This window comes from Pseudomonas sp. AF32, assembly GCF_022342325.2.
GTDB classification, from domain to species: Bacteria; Pseudomonadota; Gammaproteobacteria; order Pseudomonadales; family Pseudomonadaceae; genus Aquipseudomonas; species Aquipseudomonas uvaldensis.
In genome coordinates this window covers 100,643-121,408 of record NZ_RQJK02000016.1, presented here as the reverse complement: position 1 = coordinate 121,408, position 20,766 = coordinate 100,643, and the positions used below count along the sequence as shown (strand labels likewise).

The window sequence follows — 20,766 nt, the reverse complement described above, 5'->3', positions numbered from 1 at the left end:
GCCTCAAAATGGCCAGATCATTGGCGCCAATTCTGTGACAAATTCTGATCCGGGTAAAGGCGTTATGCCAGTACCCCTCATCAAAAAATGCGGACTGGTTTGAAAAACCAACAGGTCCGCATGCTGTGACCACTGCATCGTGTCTATGTGCCATACCGTCCGGCGGATAACCGGAGCGGCGGGCATAGGCCCGTGCTGTCCTTGTTTTATATAGGATAGTGGCAAACTGCCGAATTGGGACGATAAAAGGCCGGAGGCGGATGAGCGGTGCGGGGGGAAGGCCGCCTTGGCCCGTCGAGGCGGCGGGCTGTACCATTTGCCTACACTTAAAAAGCCATGCGCAACATGACAAACGCAAGGCTGCCCGTTAACATGCTCGCCGTTCATCGCATCACGCTTCTCGTGATCACCCGTGTCTCAGTAGCTCAATTGGATAGAGCATCCCCCTCCTAAGGGGAAGGTTGGCAGTTCGAACCTGCCCTGGGACACCATTTATATCTGTGGGTCGGGTATCGATTGCCGGCCGGCCCCCAGCAAACATTGCCCCCCTATATCCCCTACGATCGATTGGCATGACCGTCGCTACTGCCACGGCTCTTCTGTGGCCGGGTGTTGTGAATCAGTGCTCATTTTTTCGACTGTGTATCAAACGTGTTTTCCTGACGCGAAACTTTCTCCCCTGATGTCAATCTGACCGTCTCGGTACGTTGTAGGAAATTTCCTGATTACGTGCCTTTTAGTGCGCATCAGTGCCGATGCTCACGGTATTCCTGGATTCAAACCACAAGGATGTGTCATGCGCGCAGCCGCACCCTGCCGAACGCGTCAATCACGCACTGCTCGTCGCCCTGCCGACGGCGCCCGTTTATTTTCACAAAATGCCCAACGTCTTGGATTGGTATTGCTGGCCGCCTGGACGGTGGGGGCGGGGAGCGTTGCACAGGCGGCCGGGCCTGAGGAGGAGCTGCTGCGCCAGCGTGAACGTGAACGGGTGTTGCGGGAACAATTGGAGTCCCGGCCGGACGTGCGCTTGCAGGCGGCGCCCATGGCTGAGGGTGCCGATCGCCTGCCTGCCAAGGAAAGCCCTTGCTTCGCCATCAACGACATTCGCCTGATTGGCGAGGCGTCGGAAAAATTTCAATGGGCCTTGCGTGCCGCCAATCCCAAGCATGATCCAGCCATGGGCCGTTGTCTGGGGGGCGGTGGGATCAATCTGACGATGAAGCGTATGCAGAACGCGATCATCGAGGCCGGGTACGTCACCACTCGCGTACTTGCCGAAGCCCAAGACCTGAATAGCGGGGTCCTGGTATTGACCCTGGTGCCGGGACGCATTCGTGAGATCCGTTTTCAGGAGGGCACCAGCGGCCGCGCCAATGCCTGGAACGCCATGCCCGCCAAGCCTGGCGATCTGCTCAACCTGCGCGATATCGAGCAGGCGCTGGAAAATTTCAAGCGTGTACCGACCGCCGAAGCCGACATCCAGATCGCTCCTGCCCGAGCGGTTGATGCCAAGCCCGGTGAAAGCGATGTGGTGATCGCCTGGAGTCAGCGGTTCCCCGCCCGTGTGAGCCTGTCGGTGGACAATTCGGGCAGCAAGAGCACCGGTAAATATCAGGGCAACGTGTCGTTGTCCCTGGACAACCTGCTGTCGCTCAATGACCTGTTCTATGCCAGCTTCAGCCATGACCTGGGCGGCGGCGAGCCCGGCCATCGCGGCTCCGATGGCAATACCCTGCATTATTCGTTGCCGTTCGGTTACTGGCAGCTGGGTTTTACCACCAGTGAATACAATTACGAACAGTCTGTCGCCGGCGCCAACCAGACTTATCAATACCGGGGCGAGAGTCGTAACAATGAGCTGCGCCTGTCGCGCCTGCTGTACCGCGACGCTGTCCGCAAGACGACTGCATGGGGCAGCCTGTGGACGCGCTCGTCGGAGAACTTCATCGACGACACCGAGATCGGTAACCAGAAACGGCGCATGGCCGGCTGGCAGTTCGGGTTGAATCATCGCGAGTTCATCGGCGCCTCGATTCTCGACCTGGGCGCCGCCTATCGCCGTGGTACCGGTGCCCATGATTCGCTCAGGGCGCCCGAAGAAGATTTCGACGCCGGTACCTCACGCTCGCAGATCATCACCGCCGACGCCCAATTGCAGGTGCCGTTCCAGCTAGGCGATCAGCGCCTGCGCTACATCGGCGGCTGGCGTGCGCAATGGAACCGTACGCCGCTGGTACCGCAGGATCGTTTTTCGATTGGTGGGCGCTACAGCGTGCGGGGCTTTGACGGGGAAAACATTCTTTCCGCCGACCGTGGTTGGACCCTGCGTAACGAGGTCGGCCTGTTTTTGGGGCAGACCGGCCAGGAGCTCTATACCGGTATCGACTATGGCGAAGTCAGCGGCCCTTCCAGCGAGTTCCTGATCGGTCAGCGCCTGGCGGGAGCCGTGGTGGGTATACGAGGCGGCTACAAGGGCCTGTCCTATGACTGGTCGTTTGGGACGCCATTGAAGAAGCCCGATGGTTTCGAGACGGCCAACGTAACCAGTGCGTTCACTGTCATCTGGTCATTCTGAGGTGATCCCATGCAGTTCGAGACACTAGACATCATTGCCCCCGGCCTGATCGATGAACCCTGGAACGAGGCCGCGGTGTTCGGCTCGGCCACTTGGTTGTGGATGCATTCCAAGGCCCATCGCGATGCGCCGTTGCACAGCTTGCCGACGCTATTGCTGCCGGCCCTCAAGCATCGTCAGTTCGTGCTCGCCAGCGAACAGGGAAAACCGGTGTTCTACCTGTCCTGGCTCAATCTCGATGCGGCCGCCGAGCAACGCTATCTGCGGCAATCGCCCCTGACCCTGACAGAAGCCGATTGGAACAGCGGCGAGCGCCTCTGGCTCAACGACTGGGTGGCGCCCTTCGGCCACACCGGCGTAGTGACCCGTCTGCTGCATCGACAGTTGTTCGCCAACCGGTGCGGGCGTGCGCTCTATCACCGAGGCGAAGAGCGTGGCCTGAGGGTCAAGACATTCCAAGGGATCGGTGTCATCCCTGAACAGGCCAAGGCCTGGTTTGCCGCCCACCCGCTGGCAGTCGCACCGTAACGCTAACCCTGAGTTGATTGCGGGTCAGAACCGCAAATGGAATTGCCATGAACAAGCACCTGTACCGAATCGTGTTCAACAAGGCTCGCGGACTGCTGATGGTGGTAGCCGAGAATGTCACCAGCCAGGTCAAAGCCCCGGGGACCCGTTCCGCGCCAATGACAGGCGCGGTGGCCTGTACGGCGACCCTTGGGTCGTTGCGCTTTGCCGTGATGGCGGCGATCGGGCTGGTGTCCTTGAGCGTGACGCCTGCCTGGGCCGCCACCATCGTGGCGGATCCCGGTGCCCCGGCCGGCCAACGTCCCGGCGTGATCGAAAGCGCCAACGGAACCCCACAGGTGAACATCCAAGCCCCCAGCGCGGCGGGTGTGTCGCGCAATACCTACAGCCAGTTCGACGTCGACAACCGTGGCGTGATCCTCAACAACGCCACGACCGATAGCCAGACCAAACTGGGTGGCTGGATCGAAGGCAACCCGATGTTGGGTAATGGCAGCGCACGGGTCATTCTCAACGAAGTCAATTCCGCCAACCCCAGTCAACTACGCGGCTACGTCGAAGTCGCTGGCCAGCGCGCCGAAGTGGTGATCGCCAACCCCTCCGGCATTACCTGTAACGGTTGCGGCTTCATCAACGCTGACCGGGCGACCCTCAGCACCGGTCGGGCACAGTTGGAGAACGGCCGCATCGCTGGTTACACCGTGCAGGGCGGGACGATCAACATCGAAGGCAAGGGCCTGGATGCTCGCGAGACTGACTACACGGACCTGATCGCCCGCAGCGTGCAGGTTAATGCCGGCGTCTGGGCCAACGACCTGAAGGTCACGACCGGGCGCAACCGGGTCAACGCCGACAATACCCAGGCCACGCCGCTGCCGGCGGCCGAAGGCGAGAAGCCCACCGTTGCCATCGACGTCGCCAAGCTGGGCGGCATGTACGCCGGCAAGATCATGCTGGTTGGCACCGAGTCTGGCGTCGGAGTACGTAACGCCGGGCAGATCGGCGCCATGGCCGGCGAGGTGGTCATCAGCGCCGACGGCAAGCTGCAGAACCAGGGCGCTATCAGCAGCGCTACCGCGACCCGGATCAACGCCACCCAGGTGGATAACAGCGGTACGCTCTACGCCAAGGGAGACCTCAATCTCCGCAGCGCCGCCGACATTGACAACAGCGGTACCATCGCCAGCCAGAACCACACGACGCTGACCGCCAGGAACATCCGCAGCACCCAGGCATCCAGTGTGGCGGCGGGCGTCGGTGTGGACGGCAAGCTGGCCGGCGCTGGCAACCTTGCGCTACAGGCCAGCACGGTCAAGGCACAAGGGCAGAACCTTGCCGCCGGCGACGTCAACGTCCAAGCCGCTGAGGTGGACCTGAGCGGCAGCCAGACCCAGGGACGCAATATCACCCTGACCGCTGGCACGGGCGACGTGAATCTCGCCGGCAGTCGGGTCGATGCCACCCAGGCGCTGAGCGCAACGGCGACCAAGACCCTGCGCACCGACGCGGCCAAGATCAACGCCGGCAACCTGCAGTTGAGCGCCCGGGACATTTCCAATGCCGGTGGTGAGCTGATACAGACCGGCACTGCAGATACCTCGATCAAGGCCAGTACAACCCTCGACAACCGCGACGGGCGCATCGCCTCCAATGCCGACAACCTGAGACTGGGCGCCAGTCGCCTGGACAATGGCAGCGGCAAGGTCGAACACGCCGGCAAAGGCACCCTGGACATCCAGGCCAACCAGTTGGCCGGCGGCAAAGGCACCCTGGCGAGCAATGGCAAGCTGATCGTCAAAGCCACCGACGTGGTGGTGGACGACGGCCTGACCCAAGGTCAACAGATCACGCTCGACACCAGGACCCTGTCCAACCAGCGCGGGCAGATTCTCCAGACGGGCGGGCAGCCCTTGCAAATCACCGCGAGTGAGCGCTTCGACAATCAGGGCGGGCAAGTCAGCAACGCCGGTGCGGTGGTGCTTGGCGCCGGCACGTTGAACAACCAGGGCGGCAAAGTCCTGGCCACTGATAGCGGGACCCTGACGGTGACCGCCGGCCAACTGATCGATAACAGCGGCGGCACCCTGGCCGCCAGCGGCAAGACGCAAGTGAGAGGCGCACGCCTGGACAACACCCAAGGCACCGTGAGCGCCGGAGGTGAGCTGCAGGCGACGTTCGATCAACTGAACAACATCGGCGGCACGATTGCCGCCACCCAACGCATGGAAATCATCGCCGGGCAGTTCAACAACACCAACGGCGTGCTGGGCTCGGTGCAATCCGCGCTACGGGTCAGCGTGTCTGGCGATGCGCTGAACAACAGCGGTGGGCGCCTCGAAGCCCTTGGCGACGTCACCCTGTCGGCCCAAGGCTTGAATAACCAGGGCGGCGTGATCAGCGGTCGGGCCTTGGACCTGGACAGCCACGGCAGCCTGATGGACAACAGCCAGGGCACGCTGAATGCCGGTGCGACCCTTGACCTGCGCAGCGGCGAATTGCGCAACGTCGCGGGATTGATCCAAGCCAAGGGCAAGCTGTTCATCGATACCGGCAGCCAGGCGCTGAACAATCTCCAATCCGGCACCACCCAAGGCATCAGCGGTCAGGGCGACGTGGAAATCCACAGTGCCTACCTCAACAACAGCGCCGGTTTCCTGGGGGCCAAGGGCGTCCTGTTGCTCAAGACGGCCGACCTGGGCAATGGCAGTGGCGGCCAGATCATCGGCGAGAAAACCGTCCGGGTCGAAAGCGCCCGGATGGACAATCGCGGCGGTCAGTTGCAAGGCCTCGGCGATGTCCAGATGGTATTGGGGGAGATGCTCAACAATCAGGGTGGGCTGATCCGTAGCGCGGGAACGCTGGACGTGAGCGCCGACGTGCTCGACAACAGTGCCACCCAAGGTGCCAATCAAGGCCTGGAAGGCCGTGCCATGAGCCTGGCGGTCAACACCCTCGGCAACCAGGGGGGCGCCGTGCGCGCCGACCAGGTGCTGAACATGGGAATCGGCCAGACGTTGAGCAACGAGGGCGGGCTGATCTCTTCAGGCGCCGCCTTGAGTATCAGCGACCGCGACCCGGCGCAGCGTCGCCAGGCTGTGCACAACCAGGGCGGCACCTTGCTGGCGGGCAGCCTGCTGTCGCTCAATGCAGCCTATTACGGCGGTACGGGTCGCGCCCTGAGCCTGGGAGACCTGACCTTCAGGCTGCAAAGCGGCCTGGACCTGAGCGGTCGGATCCAGGCCAATGGCAAGGTCGACCTGAGTACCGATGGGGTCTTCAACAACAACGGGCAATTGCTGGCCGGCAATCTCCTGCTGGTTCAGGCGCAGACGCTGGATAATGCCGGCAGCGGTGAAATCAGCGCCGGACAGGTCCGCCTGAGCGTCAACGACAGCCTGACCAACCGTGGCTTGATCGATGGTCAGCAAGTGCGTGTGCAGTCTCTTTCGCTCAACAACCTGGGCACGGGCCGGCTTTATGGCGACCGCCTGGCGATCAGCACCTCGGCATTGAGCAACCGCGAAGAAAACGGCACCGCCGCGACCATCGCCGCCCGCGAGTCACTGGACATCGGCGCCACCACCCTGGACAACCGCGAGCAGGCCCTGATCTTCAGCGCGGGCGACCTCGCCATCGGCGGCGCCTTGAGCGCGGCTGACAAGGCCCAGGACCGCGCCCAGTTGCTGACCAACGCCAGTGCGACCATCGAAGCCCTCGGCAACCTGTCGCTGAACGTACAAAGCGTGCGCAACACCAACGAGCATTTCAGCACCCGACAGGTGGAAGTCAGCCGCACCGCCTTGCAGGAGTTCCAGCTCACCGGCTCGACGAATCGCTACGAGGGCAACCAGGTTTCGGTGAGCAACGAGGAGGTGCTCTACCTGGCCACCCCCGAGGGTCGGCAGGATAACTGGAACCGTTACGACTACACCCGCGTGGTCGAGGAAACCCAGATCGCCACCTCGGCGCCCGCGCAGATTCTGTCCGGCGGCTCGATGCAGATCAGTGCAGGCGACGTCCTCAACGACAAGAGCCGGATCATCGCCGGCGGGTTGCTGCAGGCCGATATCGGTAGCCTGACCAACACCGAACTGACGGGACAACGCACCACCACCGACAGCGGCACCGCCACCCACTTCTATCGCATCCAGCGCAAGGGGCGCGACCGTCAGGGCACGGCTGTCACGGATTACACGCCGGCACCGTTGATCCAGGACATCACCCTGCAGCCGACCGTGTTCGCCCAGAACGCCGCCGGCAACGGAACCGGTACGCAGATCGGTACTCGCGCCTACCAGGGCGTCAATGAGCAGGTTGTCGGTACAGGCCCGGTCACTGCTGCGGGCAGCAGAACCCATCAAGTCGCGCCGATCGTCCAGGTTGCCGCCCAGACCACGCTGAACACTAAAGGCGTGGCCGAGCAGATCCGCAGCGGCGGGCCTTCCCTCGAGTTGCCGAACAACAGCCTGTTCAACACCAACCCGCAGAACACCAGTGGTTACCTGATCGAAACCGATCCGCGCTTTGCCAGCTACCGCACCTGGCTTTCCTCGGACTACATGCTGCAGCGCCTGCAGGTCGACCCGGCGCTGACCCAGCAACGCCTGGGTGACGGCTTCTATGAACAGAAGCTGATTCGTGAGCAAGTGGCGCAACTCACCGGCCGACGCTTCCTCGATGGCTACGCCAATGATGAGCTGCAGTACCGCGCCCTGATCGACAACGCCGTGACAGTTGCCAAGCAATGGCAACTGGTGCCTGGCGTGGCCCTGACCTCCGAGCAGATGGCCCAGTTGACCAGTGACATCGTCTGGCTGGTGCAGCAGCAGGTGACGCTCCCCAACGGCGACACCCGCAACGTGCTGGTGCCGCAGGTGTACGTACGGGTCCAGGAAGGCGACCTCAACGGTTCCGGGGCCCTGATCGCCGGGCAGCGATTGAACCTGAACATCGCCGGCGACCTGGTCAACAGCGGCAGCCTGGCCGGGCGCAGTGTCATGGCGATTACTGCGCAGAACATCGAAAACCTGGGCGGACGCATCCAGGCCGATAACGCGTCAGTCACCGCCAGGGACACCCTCAACAACCTGGGCGGCCTGATCGGCGCCGTGGACAACCTGTCGGTCAAGGCCGGGCAAGACATCAATGTCATCTCCAGCAGCCGCGACAGCAGCAGCGCCCAAGGCACCCGGACCAACTTGTCACGGGTGGCGGGGCTATTCGTCAGCGGTGCCCAGGGCTCGATGACTGTCAGCGCCGGCAAGGACCTGAATCTCACCGGTGCCCAGGTCGTCAATGCAGGCAAAGGCGGCAGTACATCGCTGGAGGCGGGCAATGACATCAACCTCACTACCGTGGGCGAGGCGCATCAGCAAGCGTTGACCTGGAACAGCAGCAACTGGCGCCAGGACGCCAGCCAGACCGAAGTCGGCTCGCTGATCCAGGGTCAGGGCGATGTTCGCCTGAGCGCGGGTCGGGATCTCAATGCGCGGGCGGCAAACATCACCAGCGAGCAGGGCGCGGTGTTTGCCGAGGCCAAGCGTGACGTCAACCTCACCACTGCCCAGAACTACCAGTTCGCCGACGAAGCGCACAAGGTCAAGGGCAAGAGCGGGTGGTTCTCCAGCAAGACCACCACCACCCGCGATACCGTCAGCCAGACCCAGGCCGAAGGCTCCACCCTGAGTGCCGAGCAGACCTACGTGCAGGCCGGGCGCGACATCAACCTGAGCGGCAGTAACGTGGTCTCCACGACCCAGACTGTTCTGGTGGCCGATAACAACGTCAACATCGAAGCGGCGACCGCCAGCAGCAGCGAGCGCCACGACAAGTCGGTCAAAAAGAGCGGCCTGTTCAGCGGCGGTGGCATCGCCGTCACCCTCGGTACCCAGAAACAGAGCGTCAAGGACCTCACCACGGAGCACACGGCGGTGTCGAGCACCGTGGGTTCGACCGTTGGCGATGTGCTGATAGAAGCGGGCAAGGGTTACCGCCAAGTGGGTAGTCAGGTGTCGGCTCCACAAGGCAACATCGACGTCACGGCGCAGACCATTGACGTCGTCGAAGCGCGCAATACCCGCCAGCGCGAACGCGAGACCCTGTTCAAGCAGACCGGGTTCACCCTCACCGTGACCAACCCGGTGATCAGCGCGATCCAGACCAACCAGCAGATGAAACGGGCCTCGGAGAAAACCGACGATGGGCGCATGAAGGCCCTGGCCGCCGCGACCGCCGTACTGGCGACCAACAACGCCGCCACCGCCGTGGCGATGGATCCGGGCACGGCCGGCGGGATCAACATCAGCCTGTCCCTGGGCACCAAGAAGAACGAAAGCACCACGACCTACACCAGCGACAGCGCGGCCGGCTCGACCCTGACCGCCGGCAACGATATCCGCCTGCGTGCCACCGGCGCCGGCGATGCCAGCAACATCACCGTGCAAGGCAGCGATATCAAGGCCGGGCGCAACGCCAGCCTGCTGGCGGACGGCGACATCAACCTGCTTGCGGCTCGCAATACCGATAAGCAGGACACCGACAGCAAAGGCAGCAGCGCGAGCATCGGCATCGGGTTTTCCCTGGGCGGTACCCGCAACGGTTTCACCCTGGACCTGGGGGCGTCTGGCAGCCGGGGTCGGGCGGATGGCGATGAGCTGACATACACCAACACTCACGTCGTGGCGGGCAACCAGTTGCTGTTGTCCTCCGGCGACGACACCAACCTCAAAGGTGCGGTGGCGAGTGGCAAACAGGTGCTGGCCGATGTCGGTGGCGACCTGAACATCGAAAGTCTGCAAGATACCAACACCTACGACGTCGATGAAAAGAGCTTGGGCTTCGGCATCAGCCTGTGCATTCCGCCTTTCTGCTACGGCATGAGTTCGGTCAGCGGCGCCAGCGGCAGTTTCGGTGCCACGAATATCGATTCCAATTACGCCAGCGTGACCGAGCAATCCGGCATCAAGGCCGGGGACGATGGTTTCGACATCCGCGTGGGGGGCAACACCGACCTCATCGGTGCCGTCATTGCCAGCAGCGACAAGGCGGTGCAGGACGGCAAGAACCGACTGGTCACCGCCAGCCTCACCAGCCGCGATATCAAGAACAAAGCCGAGTACGACGCCAGTTCCATCAGCGTCGGGGGCGGCTATCGGGAAGTTGGCAAGGACCAGCAGGGCAACGCCACCAGCGGGGGCACACAAACCCCAGGCACCGAGCTGCCGCAGAACGGCAATGACCTCAGCGCCACCATGCCGATTGCCATCAACGCCAGCGACGATGCCAGCAGCATCACCCGCAGCGGTATCAGCGGCGGCACCATCGTCATCAGCAACGACGCCGAGCAACAGAAGCGCACCGGCAAGAATGGCGAGCAAACCGTCGCTGGCCTCAACCGCGATGTTTCCAGCGACCGCGACACCACCAACACCCTCAAGCCGATCTTCGACGAAGACGAAATCCGCGCCGGCTTCGAGATCGTCGGTGCGTTCGCCAACGAGGCCGGCACCTTGCTTGCCAACAAGGCCAAGGAAGCCGACCTCAAGCGCCAGCAAGCCGAAGCTGCGCAGAACGCTGCCCTCAACCCCGACGCTCAGTTGAGCGATGCCGAACGCATGGCGTTGCTCAACACTGCCCAACAGTTGAACGCTGAGGCCCGTGGCATCGCCGACAAGTGGGGCGCCGGCGGCACTTATCGGCAGATCACCACCGCACTGGTGGGCGCGGCCAGCGGCAACATCAGTGGCAGCAACGGTGCGTTCGTCCAGAGCCTGGTGGTCAACTACGTGCAGCAACAGGGGGCCGGCTACATCGGTGACCTGGTGGCGGATGGCAAACTCACCGAGGGTTCACCGCTGCACGCCGCCCTGCACGGCATCGTTGCCTGCGCGGGGGCTGCCGCCAGCAACCAGAGCTGCGGCAGCGGCGCGGCCGGCGCGGCGGCATCGAGCCTGCTCACCGGCCTGTTCTCCGAAACCAGCCCCGACGAAAGCGAAGCCCAGCGAGAAGCCAAGCGCAACCTGATCGTCAGCCTCGTTACCGGGCTGGCTGCCGCCAGCTCAATGGACACCAGCACCGCCACTACGGCGGCAGGTTCGGCGGTGGACAACAACTGGCTGGCGACTCAGCAGTTGGTCCAGGCCGAGAAGGAATACACCGAGGCCGATGGCCTGCTGGCCAAAGCTCAAGTGGTTGCCAAATGGGGCTATATCCACAAGAAGCAAGATACCCTGACCCGCTTTGGTGTAGGCAAGGGCCTGCTGCAGGCGGGCTGGAGCGACGTCGAAGGGGTAGCGCAATTTCTCATGCACCCTGTCGACGGGGTCAATGGCCTGAGAGCCTTGATCAACGACCCCGAGGCCCGCAGGCAGTTCGGCGACAAGATGGTCAACGAACTCAACGCCAAACTCGACCGCGTCAAGGACGCCCTTGAAAACGGCGGTGATGAGCGCGCGGTGCAGCTGGGCCAGGACCTTGGCGAGCTTGTCTGGCAGGTGGGCAGTATCGCCACCGGTGTCGGCGGCGCGGCCAAGGGCGGGGTGGCGCTGGCGAAAGCCGGGATCAAGGTGGGGACGCAAGGGCTGGAGGCGATGGCCGGCCTGGCCAAGTTCGATAAGCTGGTAGCCCGCGGCGGGCAGTTCAATCCCAGTGGCACGCCGCTGATGGATTTCCGGGCGCTGACCAACGCGCAAAAAAGCATCATCGGCGATGTCATGGGCGGCGAGCGGATCAAGTCACTGGTGCCGGGCGCCGAGAAAATTGGCCGGGCGCCGGACATCGGGCAGACCGGTATCGATGACTTGTACAAGGTCAACAAGCCGGGTGTGGATTACCTGATCGTGGAGTACAAGTTTGGTTCGTCTGCGTTGAAACCGACCAAGGATGGTTTGCAGATGAGTGATGACTGGTTATTGGGAAAAAATTCTAATTATGATCGGATATTGGAGTCTGTCGGAGGTAATAGTGGAATGGCGCAAAGTGTTGAAAATGCCATGCAGGCTGGGCGGGTAGAAAAGTGGCTGGTTCATACTGACCCTTTTGGCAACGTCACCGTGGGGGTGCTGGATGCCCGCGGAAAGTTTTTCGCTGACCCTGTTGCAGCGTCCAAGCTTCTAGGAAACAAGTAAATGATCCGTGCTCCTCTCGGCAATGCCGGCTATTGGAATCAGGTAGTTGACGACAACGACGGCTATATCCTGGAATCTCAAAGAATCATGAGAGAACCTGCGGGCAACCCGGATTACGCGCCGCAGTACACTTTTAACGTTGCGAAGAAACACTGGCATCAGATTCTGCGACGGTACAGCGCTGGCGACTCTATAACTGATTTATCGCGCTATTTCCCAGGTCTGCTTGACGCATGGGAAGAGGCGGAGCGTCTTGGTGCGTCGGTCTGGACTCAAGAGCAGCAATTAACCCGTCACAGTTGGCGGGTCAACTATGACCATTACATTGTCTGCTTTTGGCTGGTCGGTCTGGCCCTGGCGTTGGAAATTCCGGACGATCAATGGCAACGGCTGTTGGTGCTGATTGGCAACGAAGGCGAGGACGTATTGCTCGATCGGGTCATCGCCAGCCGCAGCCCGGATCGCAAAGTGGGCTCTGTGCTGCTTTACCCAAAGCCTTACGGTCGATTGCTGGCGGCGGTGGATGCCCCTGCGGATTCGCAAGCAACGCTGCTCGGCACGTTCGTTCAGCACTGGTACAAAGAGGTCCGAACGGGAGCGAAATCCGGCTCCGATCCTCAAGCGGTCAGTTATCGACATCCCTATTGGTACACCTACGGCGACGAAAATTTCGAAGGCGGCGCTTATTTCGGTCGCTGGTGCGTGGAAGCCGTGGCGACCGTCAAAGCCTTCGAGATGGATGATTCGCAATGCCTGGGGCTTGAGCATTATCCCGGGGATTTATTGAGGCCAGATGGTCCAAGTACGCATCCGGTAAGGCAGGAGGTCGCGCCAGCTGCGCCAGTGGTTGCGGAGACTAAAGTGGGATTTTGGGGGAAGTTGTTGGGGCGTCGTTAGCGGACGATCTGACGTGTAAAGCCGGTATGTCATTGTCCGTTCAGCGAATCCCAAGTGGGCACTCTGTGGCGAGGGAGCTTGCTCCCGCTGGGCTGCGCAGCGGCCCCGACAAGGTAAGGGTTGGCGACCTGTCACGGTATCCGGGGGTAGTTGCTATCAATGATCGAGATACCTCAGGTTGGCTCGCAGATAGTGTTTGAGGCAGTGCATGGCGACTGGCATCGACCCATTTGCAACGAGGGAAAGTAAATGATCCGTGCCCCGTTGGGAGATTCCCATTATTGGTCGAAATGGGTTGAGTATGGTGATAAACGTATTGTCGAAGCGCTCGAGACCGCTCGTACACCTGCGGGCGATCCCGATTACGCGCCGCAGTACGTCTTTATCATCGCCCAGAACCACTGGCACCAGATGCTAAGTCGCTATTCTGCAGGGCGTCCTATTGCCGACTTGCCGCGTTATTTCCCTGGACTACTCGATGCCTGGGAAGAGGCTGAGCGTCTTGGCGCGTCAGTCTGGACCCCGGAACAGCAATTCACCCGCCACAGCTGGCGCGTCAACTACGATCACTACATTGTCTGCTTCTGGCTGATCGGCCTGGGGTTGGCGCTGGATATTCCAGATGATCAATGGCAAAGGCTACTGGCCCTTATCGGCAACGAAGGTGAGGACGTACTGCTCGACCGGATCATCGCGAGTCGCAGTCCCGAACGCAAAGTGGGCGCCGTTCTCCTTTATCCCAAACCCTATGGACGACTGCTGGCGGCAGTGGATGCGCCGGTGGATACGCAGGCTTCAACGCTGCAGGCTTTTGTCAGTCACTGGTATCAGGAACTACGCACGGGGGCGAAGTCCGGTTCCGATCCCCAGGCGGTCAACTTCAAGCATCCCTACTGGTACACCTACGGCGACGAGAATTTCGAAGGCGGCGCGTATTTCGGTCGTTGGTGCGTGGAAGCGGTGGCAGCCGTCAAGGCTTTTGGATTGGATGATTCGCAGTGCCTGGGGCTTGAGCATTATCCGGGTGATCTGTTGAGGCCCGACGGCCCGAGTTCGCACCCGGTGCGACAGGAAACACAAGCGCCGGAAACAGGCACCGTGGAAAGCAAGGCGGGGTTCTGGGCAAGGGTATTCGGGCGCAAGTAGCGTGTGACCTGCCAACCCGATAGATGACGGCACTTTTCATAGAAGCCTGAAAAATCGGCCCCCCGCCTGCGTGGAGGCGGGGGGCCGATGTGCTGAGCTCCGTCTGAACAGCACGTCCAGATCAGTTTACGAGGCGTCAATCCAGATGGTTTTCAGCTCCGTGTACTGATCGTGGGCCCAGATGGACTTGTCGCGTCCACCGAAGCCGGACTCTTTGTAGCCACCGAACGGCGTCGAGGCGTCGCCTTCGCCGAAGCAGTTGACCGTGACGACGCCGGCGCGGATCTCCCGTGACAGGCGCAGGGCGTTGCGCAGGTTGCCGGTGTAGGCCGAGGCGGCCAGACCGTAAACGGTGTCGTTGGCCAGCTCGATGGCTTCATCCAGGGTGCTGAACGTGGTCACGCTCAGCACCGGACCGAAGATCTCTTCGATGAATAGGCGGCTGTCGCGCTGCACGCCGTCGACGATGGTCGGCTGTACGAACACGCCACCTTCGGTTTCGCCACCCTGGAACACGTTGAGTTTCTGCTCGGCGGCGTACTCCAGGTAGGAGCGCACTTTCTCGAAATGTGCCTTGCTGACCATCGCGCCGAGGCGGTTTTCCGGGTCCAGCGGGTCGCCCAGTTTCCAATCGCCCAGGTGCTTGCAGATCAGTTGCAGCAGCTCGTCCTTGACGTCCTTGTGGACGATCAGGCGCGAGGAGGCCGAGCAGTTTTCGCCCATGTTCCAGAAAGCCCCGGCGGTGACGTACTGGGCCACCTGGTCGAGGTCTTCGCAGTCGTTCATCACCACCGCCGGGTTCTTGCCGCCCAGTTCCAGCACGACGCGCTTGAGGTTGGATTCCGACGAATACTTGAGGAACAGTCGACCGGTGTCGGTCGAACCGGTGAAGCTGACCATGGCGACGTCCATGTGCCGGCCAATGGCTTCGCCGGCATCGCGACCGCCGCCCGGGGTGATGTTGAACACGCCCGGCGGAATGCCTGCTTCATGGGCCAGTTCGGCCACGCGCAGGGCGGTCAGGGTAGTCTCCCGGGCCGGCTTGACCACGATGGAGCAGCCGGCGGCCAACGATGGGCCGATTTTCCAGGCCAGCATCAACAGCGGGAAGTTCCAGGGCAAGACCAGGCCGACCACGCCGATGGCTTCGCGGACTACCATCGTCACGGCGCCGGAACCGGTTGGCGCGGTGCTGTCGTAGACCTTATCGATCAGCTCGGCGTGCCAGCGCAGAGTGTGGATGGTTTCCGGCACGTCGACGTTCTGGCATTCGCTGACCGGCTTGCCGCTGTCCAGGCTTTCCAGCACTGCCAGTTCATGGGCGTTGTCTTCCAGCAGTTGGGCGAAACGCAGCAGCACTTTCTTGCGTGCGCCAGGCGACTGCTTGTGCCAGCGACCGTCATCGAAAGCCTGCTTGGCCGCCGCCACGGCGACGTCGACATCCTGGCTGTCGCATGCGGCGATCTGTGCCAGGACCTCGCCGGTGGCCGGGTTGGTGCTGGTGAAGGTCTTGCCCGACAGCGCATCGCGGAAACCGCCGTCGATGAAGGCCTGGGTGCGCAGCTCCAGGCGCGAGGCAATGGCCAGGTATTGTTCTTTACTCAGGACTTCGGTCATCTCAGGCACCTCCGGTGATTTGGGCGATTGTGCGTTTCAGGGTATCGACCACGTCCTTGAGGGCGGCTTTCTCGCTGTCTTCCAGGCCTTGCAGCGGTGCACGCACACCGCCCGGGCGCAGGCCGGCCAGCTCGCAGCCATGCTTGATCGACTGGACGAATTTGCCGCCTTCGAGGAAGTCCATCAGCGGCATCATCGCCGCCATGATGCGTCGGCCTTTGTTGAAGTCCTTCTCGATCACGCAGGCTTCGTACAAGGCCACGTGTTCCCGTGGAATGAAGTTCGAACCGGCGCAGACCCAGCTGCGTGCGCCCCAGGCGAAGAACTCCAGTGCCTGATCGTCCCAGCCACAAGACAGGGCAATCTGCGGGTACTGGCAGGCGAGGCGATGCAGCTGGGCCATGTCGCCGGAGCTTTCCTTGATCGCGACGATGTTCTTGCATCCGGCAACGGCGTCGAAGAATTCAGGGCCCATGTGCACACCCATGCGGCCGGGATAGTTGTAGAGCATGATCGGCAGGTTGGCGGCGCGGTCGACGGCCTGCACATGAATGGCGATTTCCTGCTGGGTCGGCAGTGCGTAGGGCGGCGAGCCCACCAGCAGGGCGTCGGCCTTGATCGCCTTGGCGGCTTCGGCGAAGGCCACCGAATCTTCGGTGCGGATCGCGCCGGTGCCGACGATCAATGGCAAGCGTCCTTGCAACACGTCCTTGGCTTGGGCGGCCAGGTCGAAGCGTTCCTGGGCGCTATGGGCGTAATACTCGCCGGTCGAGCCACCGATGATGATGCCGTGGACCCTGGCCTCGACCAGAGATTCCAGGACTTCGGCGAAGGCTGCTTTGTCGATGCTGCCATCGGCGGCCAGGGGGGTGATGGCGGGTGTGTAGATACCTTCGAACTTCATGGGTGTCGCTCCAAATGAGTGTCACTGCCTATAAACAGCGCCAGCCTTGCGTGGCTGGCGCAACGAATCTGTCTAACCGAGGGCGGCCGCTTGCTGGAGGTTCAGAGAACGGGTTTCCGGTGCCAGCAGCCATGACAACAGCAGCCCGATCAACGTGATGAAGGCGGCCACATACATGGTCTGTGCGATGCCCAGTACATCGAGCGAGATCGGCACCAGGTAAGTGCCAATGGCGGCGCCGATGCGTGAGAAGGACGTACCGACACCGACCGCGAACGCGCGGATTTCCGTGGGGAAAATCTCGTTGGGATAGACCAGCGTCAGGACCTGGGCGCCACCGATGAACAAGGCATAGATGGCGAAGAACAACAGGGTCCATATGCCTGCGCTGGTGTGGAATGCCCCCAGGCACAGCAATGCCAGCCCGGAGAACAGGAAACTGTGGATCAACATGCTGCGCCGGCCGACCCGATTGATGATCCGTGTGGCAATGACGCAACCGACCACGAAGAACAAGGTGATCAACACTGCGCCAATGGCGGCGCTGTCCCCGGTGACATTCATGGCGGCCAGCACTTTGGGGGCGAAGGCGTAGACGGCGAACAACGGGATGATGCAGCAGGTCCAGAAGACCACGACGAACAGCATTCGCACGCCGTAGCCCGAATACAGCAGGTTCCAGATGGTGACTTTCAGCTTGGCTTGCTGCTCGGGAAGATGCTTGAGCGAAAACTGTGGGCCATAGGCGTCCTTGATGACCGCTTCCGCTTCCGCGGCTCGCCCCTTACTGAGCAGCCAGCGCGGTGATTCGGGCGTGCCCAGGCGGACAATGAACAACGCGAAGCCGATCACGGCCGAACTGGCCAGCACCCAGCGCCAGGCATCGTCGCCGCCGAGGCGCAGGATGATCTCCCCGGCAATGTAGGCACAGGCCGCTCCCGCGAACCAGAGAATGGTCAGCGTGGCCAACCGTGGGCCGCGGTATTTCCTGGGCATGAACTCGACGAGCAGGGAGGTGGCGACCGGGTACTCGATCCCCACCGCAATGCCGATGACCAGGCGCAGCAGGAAAATCACCAGCGCCGATTCAGCCCAGAACTGGGCGATCGAAGCGCCGACGAACAACACCGGCCCGACGAAAAAAAGCTTCTGGCGACCCCAGCGATCAGTGAGCCAGCCGCCGAGAAAACCACCGAAGAAAATCCCGATCAGCGCCGAGGAGGCGATCATGCCTTCCCAGAAATGGTCCAGCGCCAGTGCTTGTGAAATGTGGACAAGCGCCACGCCGATGATGCTGAGCACATAACCGTCAACGAACGAGCCTCCGCCCGAGCGCAGGGTCAATAACCGGTGAAACCGATTAAGGGGGACATCTTCTACAGAAACATTGAGGCTGGTCATTCTTCTACCTGAAATTGTTCTTGTTTGAATCCGCTATTCAGTTCGAGCGCGACGCTCCGTGTGGGTCAGCTTTCCCGGCCGGCCCGATATTGGCCCCACATCAAGTTGGCGTTGACGCCGAGGGATACCAGTGGCGCCGGTGGGTTGGCCGATGGCCCGGGCGAGCGCAACACGAAGTCGATCAATTCGTCGCGTTCACCCGCCAGCCAGTCGGCCATCAATTTGCCCGTGGCGGTGCCTCGGGTGACGCCCAGGCCGTTGCAGCAAAGTGCGCCGTAGACGTTGGGCGACAGCTCGCCGAAATAGCCTTCGTGGTTGCGCGACAGTGCGAGCGCACCGCCCCAGGTGTACTCGAAGGCCATGTCCGGCAGCATCGGGAAGCGCCGTTCGAACGAGGCCCGATGACGGGACACGAAGCGCTGCAAGTACTTTTGATCGCTGCGCCCCGTCGGGTTGAAGCTGAAGCTGTTGCGGATCAGCAGGCGATTGTCCACGGTGCGCCGCACCGTTGTGCCGAACGGGTCGGCCGGGATCAGCCCCCAATAGGGTTTGCCACCGAGGGCGGCCTGCTCTTGCGCGGTCATCGGGCGGGTCAGGCTGGCATAGGTGAACACCGGCAGCATGCGTCCCTTGAGGAAGCCGAAACTCATGCCGAAGGCGTTGTTGGTCAGGATCAGCTTGTCGGCGGTGATCGAACCGTTGGCATGCTTGAGCACGGTCCTGGCGCCGTATTCCACCTCGGTGATCGGGGTGTTTTCGTACAGTGTGACGTTGTCCGGAAGGCTGTCGGCGAGCCCCTTGACCAGCGCCGACGGCTGGATCAGGGAAGTGCCGGGGGTGAACAGGGCCTTGCGGTAGAAGTGGGTGCCGATGTGCCCGGGCAGGTCGTCCCCCTCGATCATCTCGTAGGGCTGGCCGAGTTTGTCGAGGCCGCTGCGGTAGGCGTCGAGGACCGCTATACCCCGCGTTTCGACCGCCGCCTGGTACTTGCCGCAGTGCTTCATCTGGCAATCGATGTTGAAGCGTTCCACCAACTCCTTCAGGTAGGACTGTCCGCTGAGATTGAGTTTCAACGTCGTCCTGGCCGTGGCGATGTCGCCGATGTAATCCTCGGCGCCAATGTCGTGAGGCAAGTCGATGGCAAAACCGGCGTTGCGTCCGGAGGAGCCGAAACCCACCTCCTGCGCTTCGATCAGGAGAATAGGCTCGTCAGGAAAATGCATCGCCAACTGGCGGGCCGCCGCGAGGCCGGTGAACCCCGCACCGACGATTACCCATCGAGCACTGGTATGGCCCTGATGGGAAGGCTTGACCTGACGGCCCTTGCTCAGGTGGTACCAGCCACAGCTTTGATCATCGGCTGGCAGTGAACATATTTTTGTCATTTGGGGATCCAGTTCCATTAATCAATTCAAGGCCAGGGCTGTTGCGCAAGTGCATGGCCGAATTGACGCGGTCAGTTCAACGAGATATTCAAAAGTTGCAGTTGATTTATTCCGGTCGATACGCGTCATATCGGCCTGTCAAAGTTCGTAACGCGGTTCTTTGGACGGTGGATAGCCAAACTGTACGCTGTAACACTTGGAAAAGTGATTGGCGGCCACGAAGCCACAAGCCAGTGCAACTTGGAAGATGGGTAAGTTCGAATTTTTCAGCAGGCGCCGGGCTTCATTGACGCGCAATCGCAAATAGTATTTTTGCGGAGTGGTTGCCAGTTGCTCACGGAACAAGCGTTGCACCTGGCGACGGGAAATGCCGACGCAACGCGCCAACTGTTCGGATTCCAGTGGGTCTTCCAGATTGGCTTCCATCAGCGTGACGACTTCGCGCAAGGGGCCGGTCAATCGTTGATGGCGCGTGTCGGCGCAACTGCGAAATCGATATTGCTCATGATCGAGCATTTCGAGTACGGCATCGGCCAGTGGCGCGCCGGAAGATTTGCCCAACCACTTGATCATCATATGGAAGGCGCCGTTCGGCGTGGCTGCCGTCAACCGGTCACGGTCGAAAATCAACGGATCCAGTGAAACATTGACGTTGGGCGAGCTTTCGGCCAGGGCCAATCGTTGCTCGGCATGGATGGCGCAGCGGTAACCGTCCAGCAGGCCGGCCCGGGCCAGGTACCACGCGCCATTCCATAGGCCACCCAGGGCGACGCAAGCGTTGTCCAGTTTTTTCAGCTGCGCCATGAGCCAGTGGGGAACGACCCTTGGGGTATGTGGGCCGCCACACACGATCATCAGGTCAAGCGCACTGATGCGGACATCGGTCAACGGCGTGTCCGGCCGGATTGGAATCGCCAGGTCACTCATGACCTCGGTATGGGTATGACTGAAGATATGCACGCTCACGGAACCCGGCTTGATGAGGTTTGCCGTGGCGAGGGCATCCAGGGACAAGCTGAAACAGGGCAACGAAAATTTTTCCAGCAAAAGAAACCCCACCCTTGAAGTGGTTACGCGTTCAGCAGTGGGCAAAATGTAATTTGCCGTGTGCTGAGCAAAGGTTATTCCGGGGTTTCTGATAAGACTGTTCATTTGATTCGCACTACCGCGCAGGGCTCCAGGAAA

10 protein-coding genes and 1 tRNA gene are annotated in these 20,766 nt (G+C 61.6%); 6 read left to right on the top strand and 5 right to left on the bottom strand.

Translation table 11 applies throughout. The annotated features are described in order from the left end of the window. Nucleotides 1-414 precede the first annotated feature (414 nt). From EGM97_RS16385 to EGM97_RS16360, 6 genes are all read left to right on the top strand, one after another. Nucleotides 415-491 (top strand) — tRNA-Arg (locus EGM97_RS16385). A 305-nt stretch (nucleotides 492-796) separates the two neighbouring features. After that, complete coding sequence (locus tag EGM97_RS16380; RefSeq protein WP_238965617.1) at nucleotides 797-2,578, top strand: ShlB/FhaC/HecB family hemolysin secretion/activation protein; 1,782 nt, start codon at nucleotides 797-799, stop codon at nucleotides 2,576-2,578. Nucleotides 2,579-2,587: 9 nt separating this feature from the next. Next, complete coding sequence (locus EGM97_RS16375; RefSeq protein ID WP_238965618.1) at nucleotides 2,588-3,106, top strand: toxin-activating lysine-acyltransferase; 519 nt, start codon at nucleotides 2,588-2,590, stop codon at nucleotides 3,104-3,106. Nucleotides 3,107-3,153: 47 nt separating this feature from the next. Beyond that, nucleotides 3,154-12,231 carry a two-partner secretion domain-containing protein gene (locus EGM97_RS16370; protein WP_238965619.1) on the top strand — a complete coding sequence of 3,026 codons (9,078 nt, stop codon included), beginning with the start codon at nucleotides 3,154-3,156 and terminating at the stop codon, nucleotides 12,229-12,231. Beyond that, entirely contained in the window at nucleotides 12,232-13,128 is an 897-nt protein-coding gene (locus EGM97_RS16365) for a PoNe immunity protein domain-containing protein (protein ID WP_238965620.1), read from the top strand. A gap of 249 nt (nucleotides 13,129-13,377) precedes the next feature. Then, nucleotides 13,378-14,274: a PoNi-like cognate immunity protein gene (locus EGM97_RS16360; protein ID WP_238965622.1), complete on the top strand. Its 897-nt coding sequence runs from the start codon at nucleotides 13,378-13,380 to the stop codon at nucleotides 14,272-14,274. Nucleotides 14,275-14,400: 126 nt separating this feature from the next. Here EGM97_RS16360 and EGM97_RS16355 read toward each other — a convergent pair whose 3' ends face one another. From EGM97_RS16355 to EGM97_RS16335, 5 genes are all read right to left on the bottom strand, one after another. Beyond that, nucleotides 14,401-15,891, bottom strand: a complete 1,491-nt coding sequence (locus EGM97_RS16355) for an aldehyde dehydrogenase (RefSeq protein WP_238965623.1) — start codon at nucleotides 15,889-15,891, stop codon at nucleotides 14,401-14,403. A 1-nt stretch (nucleotide 15,892) separates the two neighbouring features. After that, complete coding sequence (locus EGM97_RS16350; protein ID WP_238965624.1) at nucleotides 15,893-16,795, bottom strand: dihydrodipicolinate synthase family protein; 903 nt, start codon at nucleotides 16,793-16,795, stop codon at nucleotides 15,893-15,895. A gap of 72 nt (nucleotides 16,796-16,867) precedes the next feature. After that, the gene (locus tag EGM97_RS16345; RefSeq protein WP_238965625.1) at nucleotides 16,868-18,196 is read right to left on the bottom strand and encodes an MFS transporter; all 1,329 of its coding nucleotides are present in this window, start codon (nucleotides 18,194-18,196) and stop codon (nucleotides 16,868-16,870) included. 65 nt (nucleotides 18,197-18,261) lie between these two features. Continuing rightward, nucleotides 18,262-19,581 (bottom strand): NAD(P)/FAD-dependent oxidoreductase, encoded by a 1,320-nt coding sequence (locus EGM97_RS16340; protein ID WP_238965626.1) that lies wholly within the window; start codon nucleotides 19,579-19,581, stop codon nucleotides 18,262-18,264. Between the two features lie 138 nt (nucleotides 19,582-19,719). Further along, entirely contained in the window at nucleotides 19,720-20,610 is an 891-nt protein-coding gene (locus tag EGM97_RS16335; protein ID WP_238965627.1) for a GlxA family transcriptional regulator, read from the bottom strand. Nucleotides 20,611-20,766 lie beyond the last annotated feature (156 nt).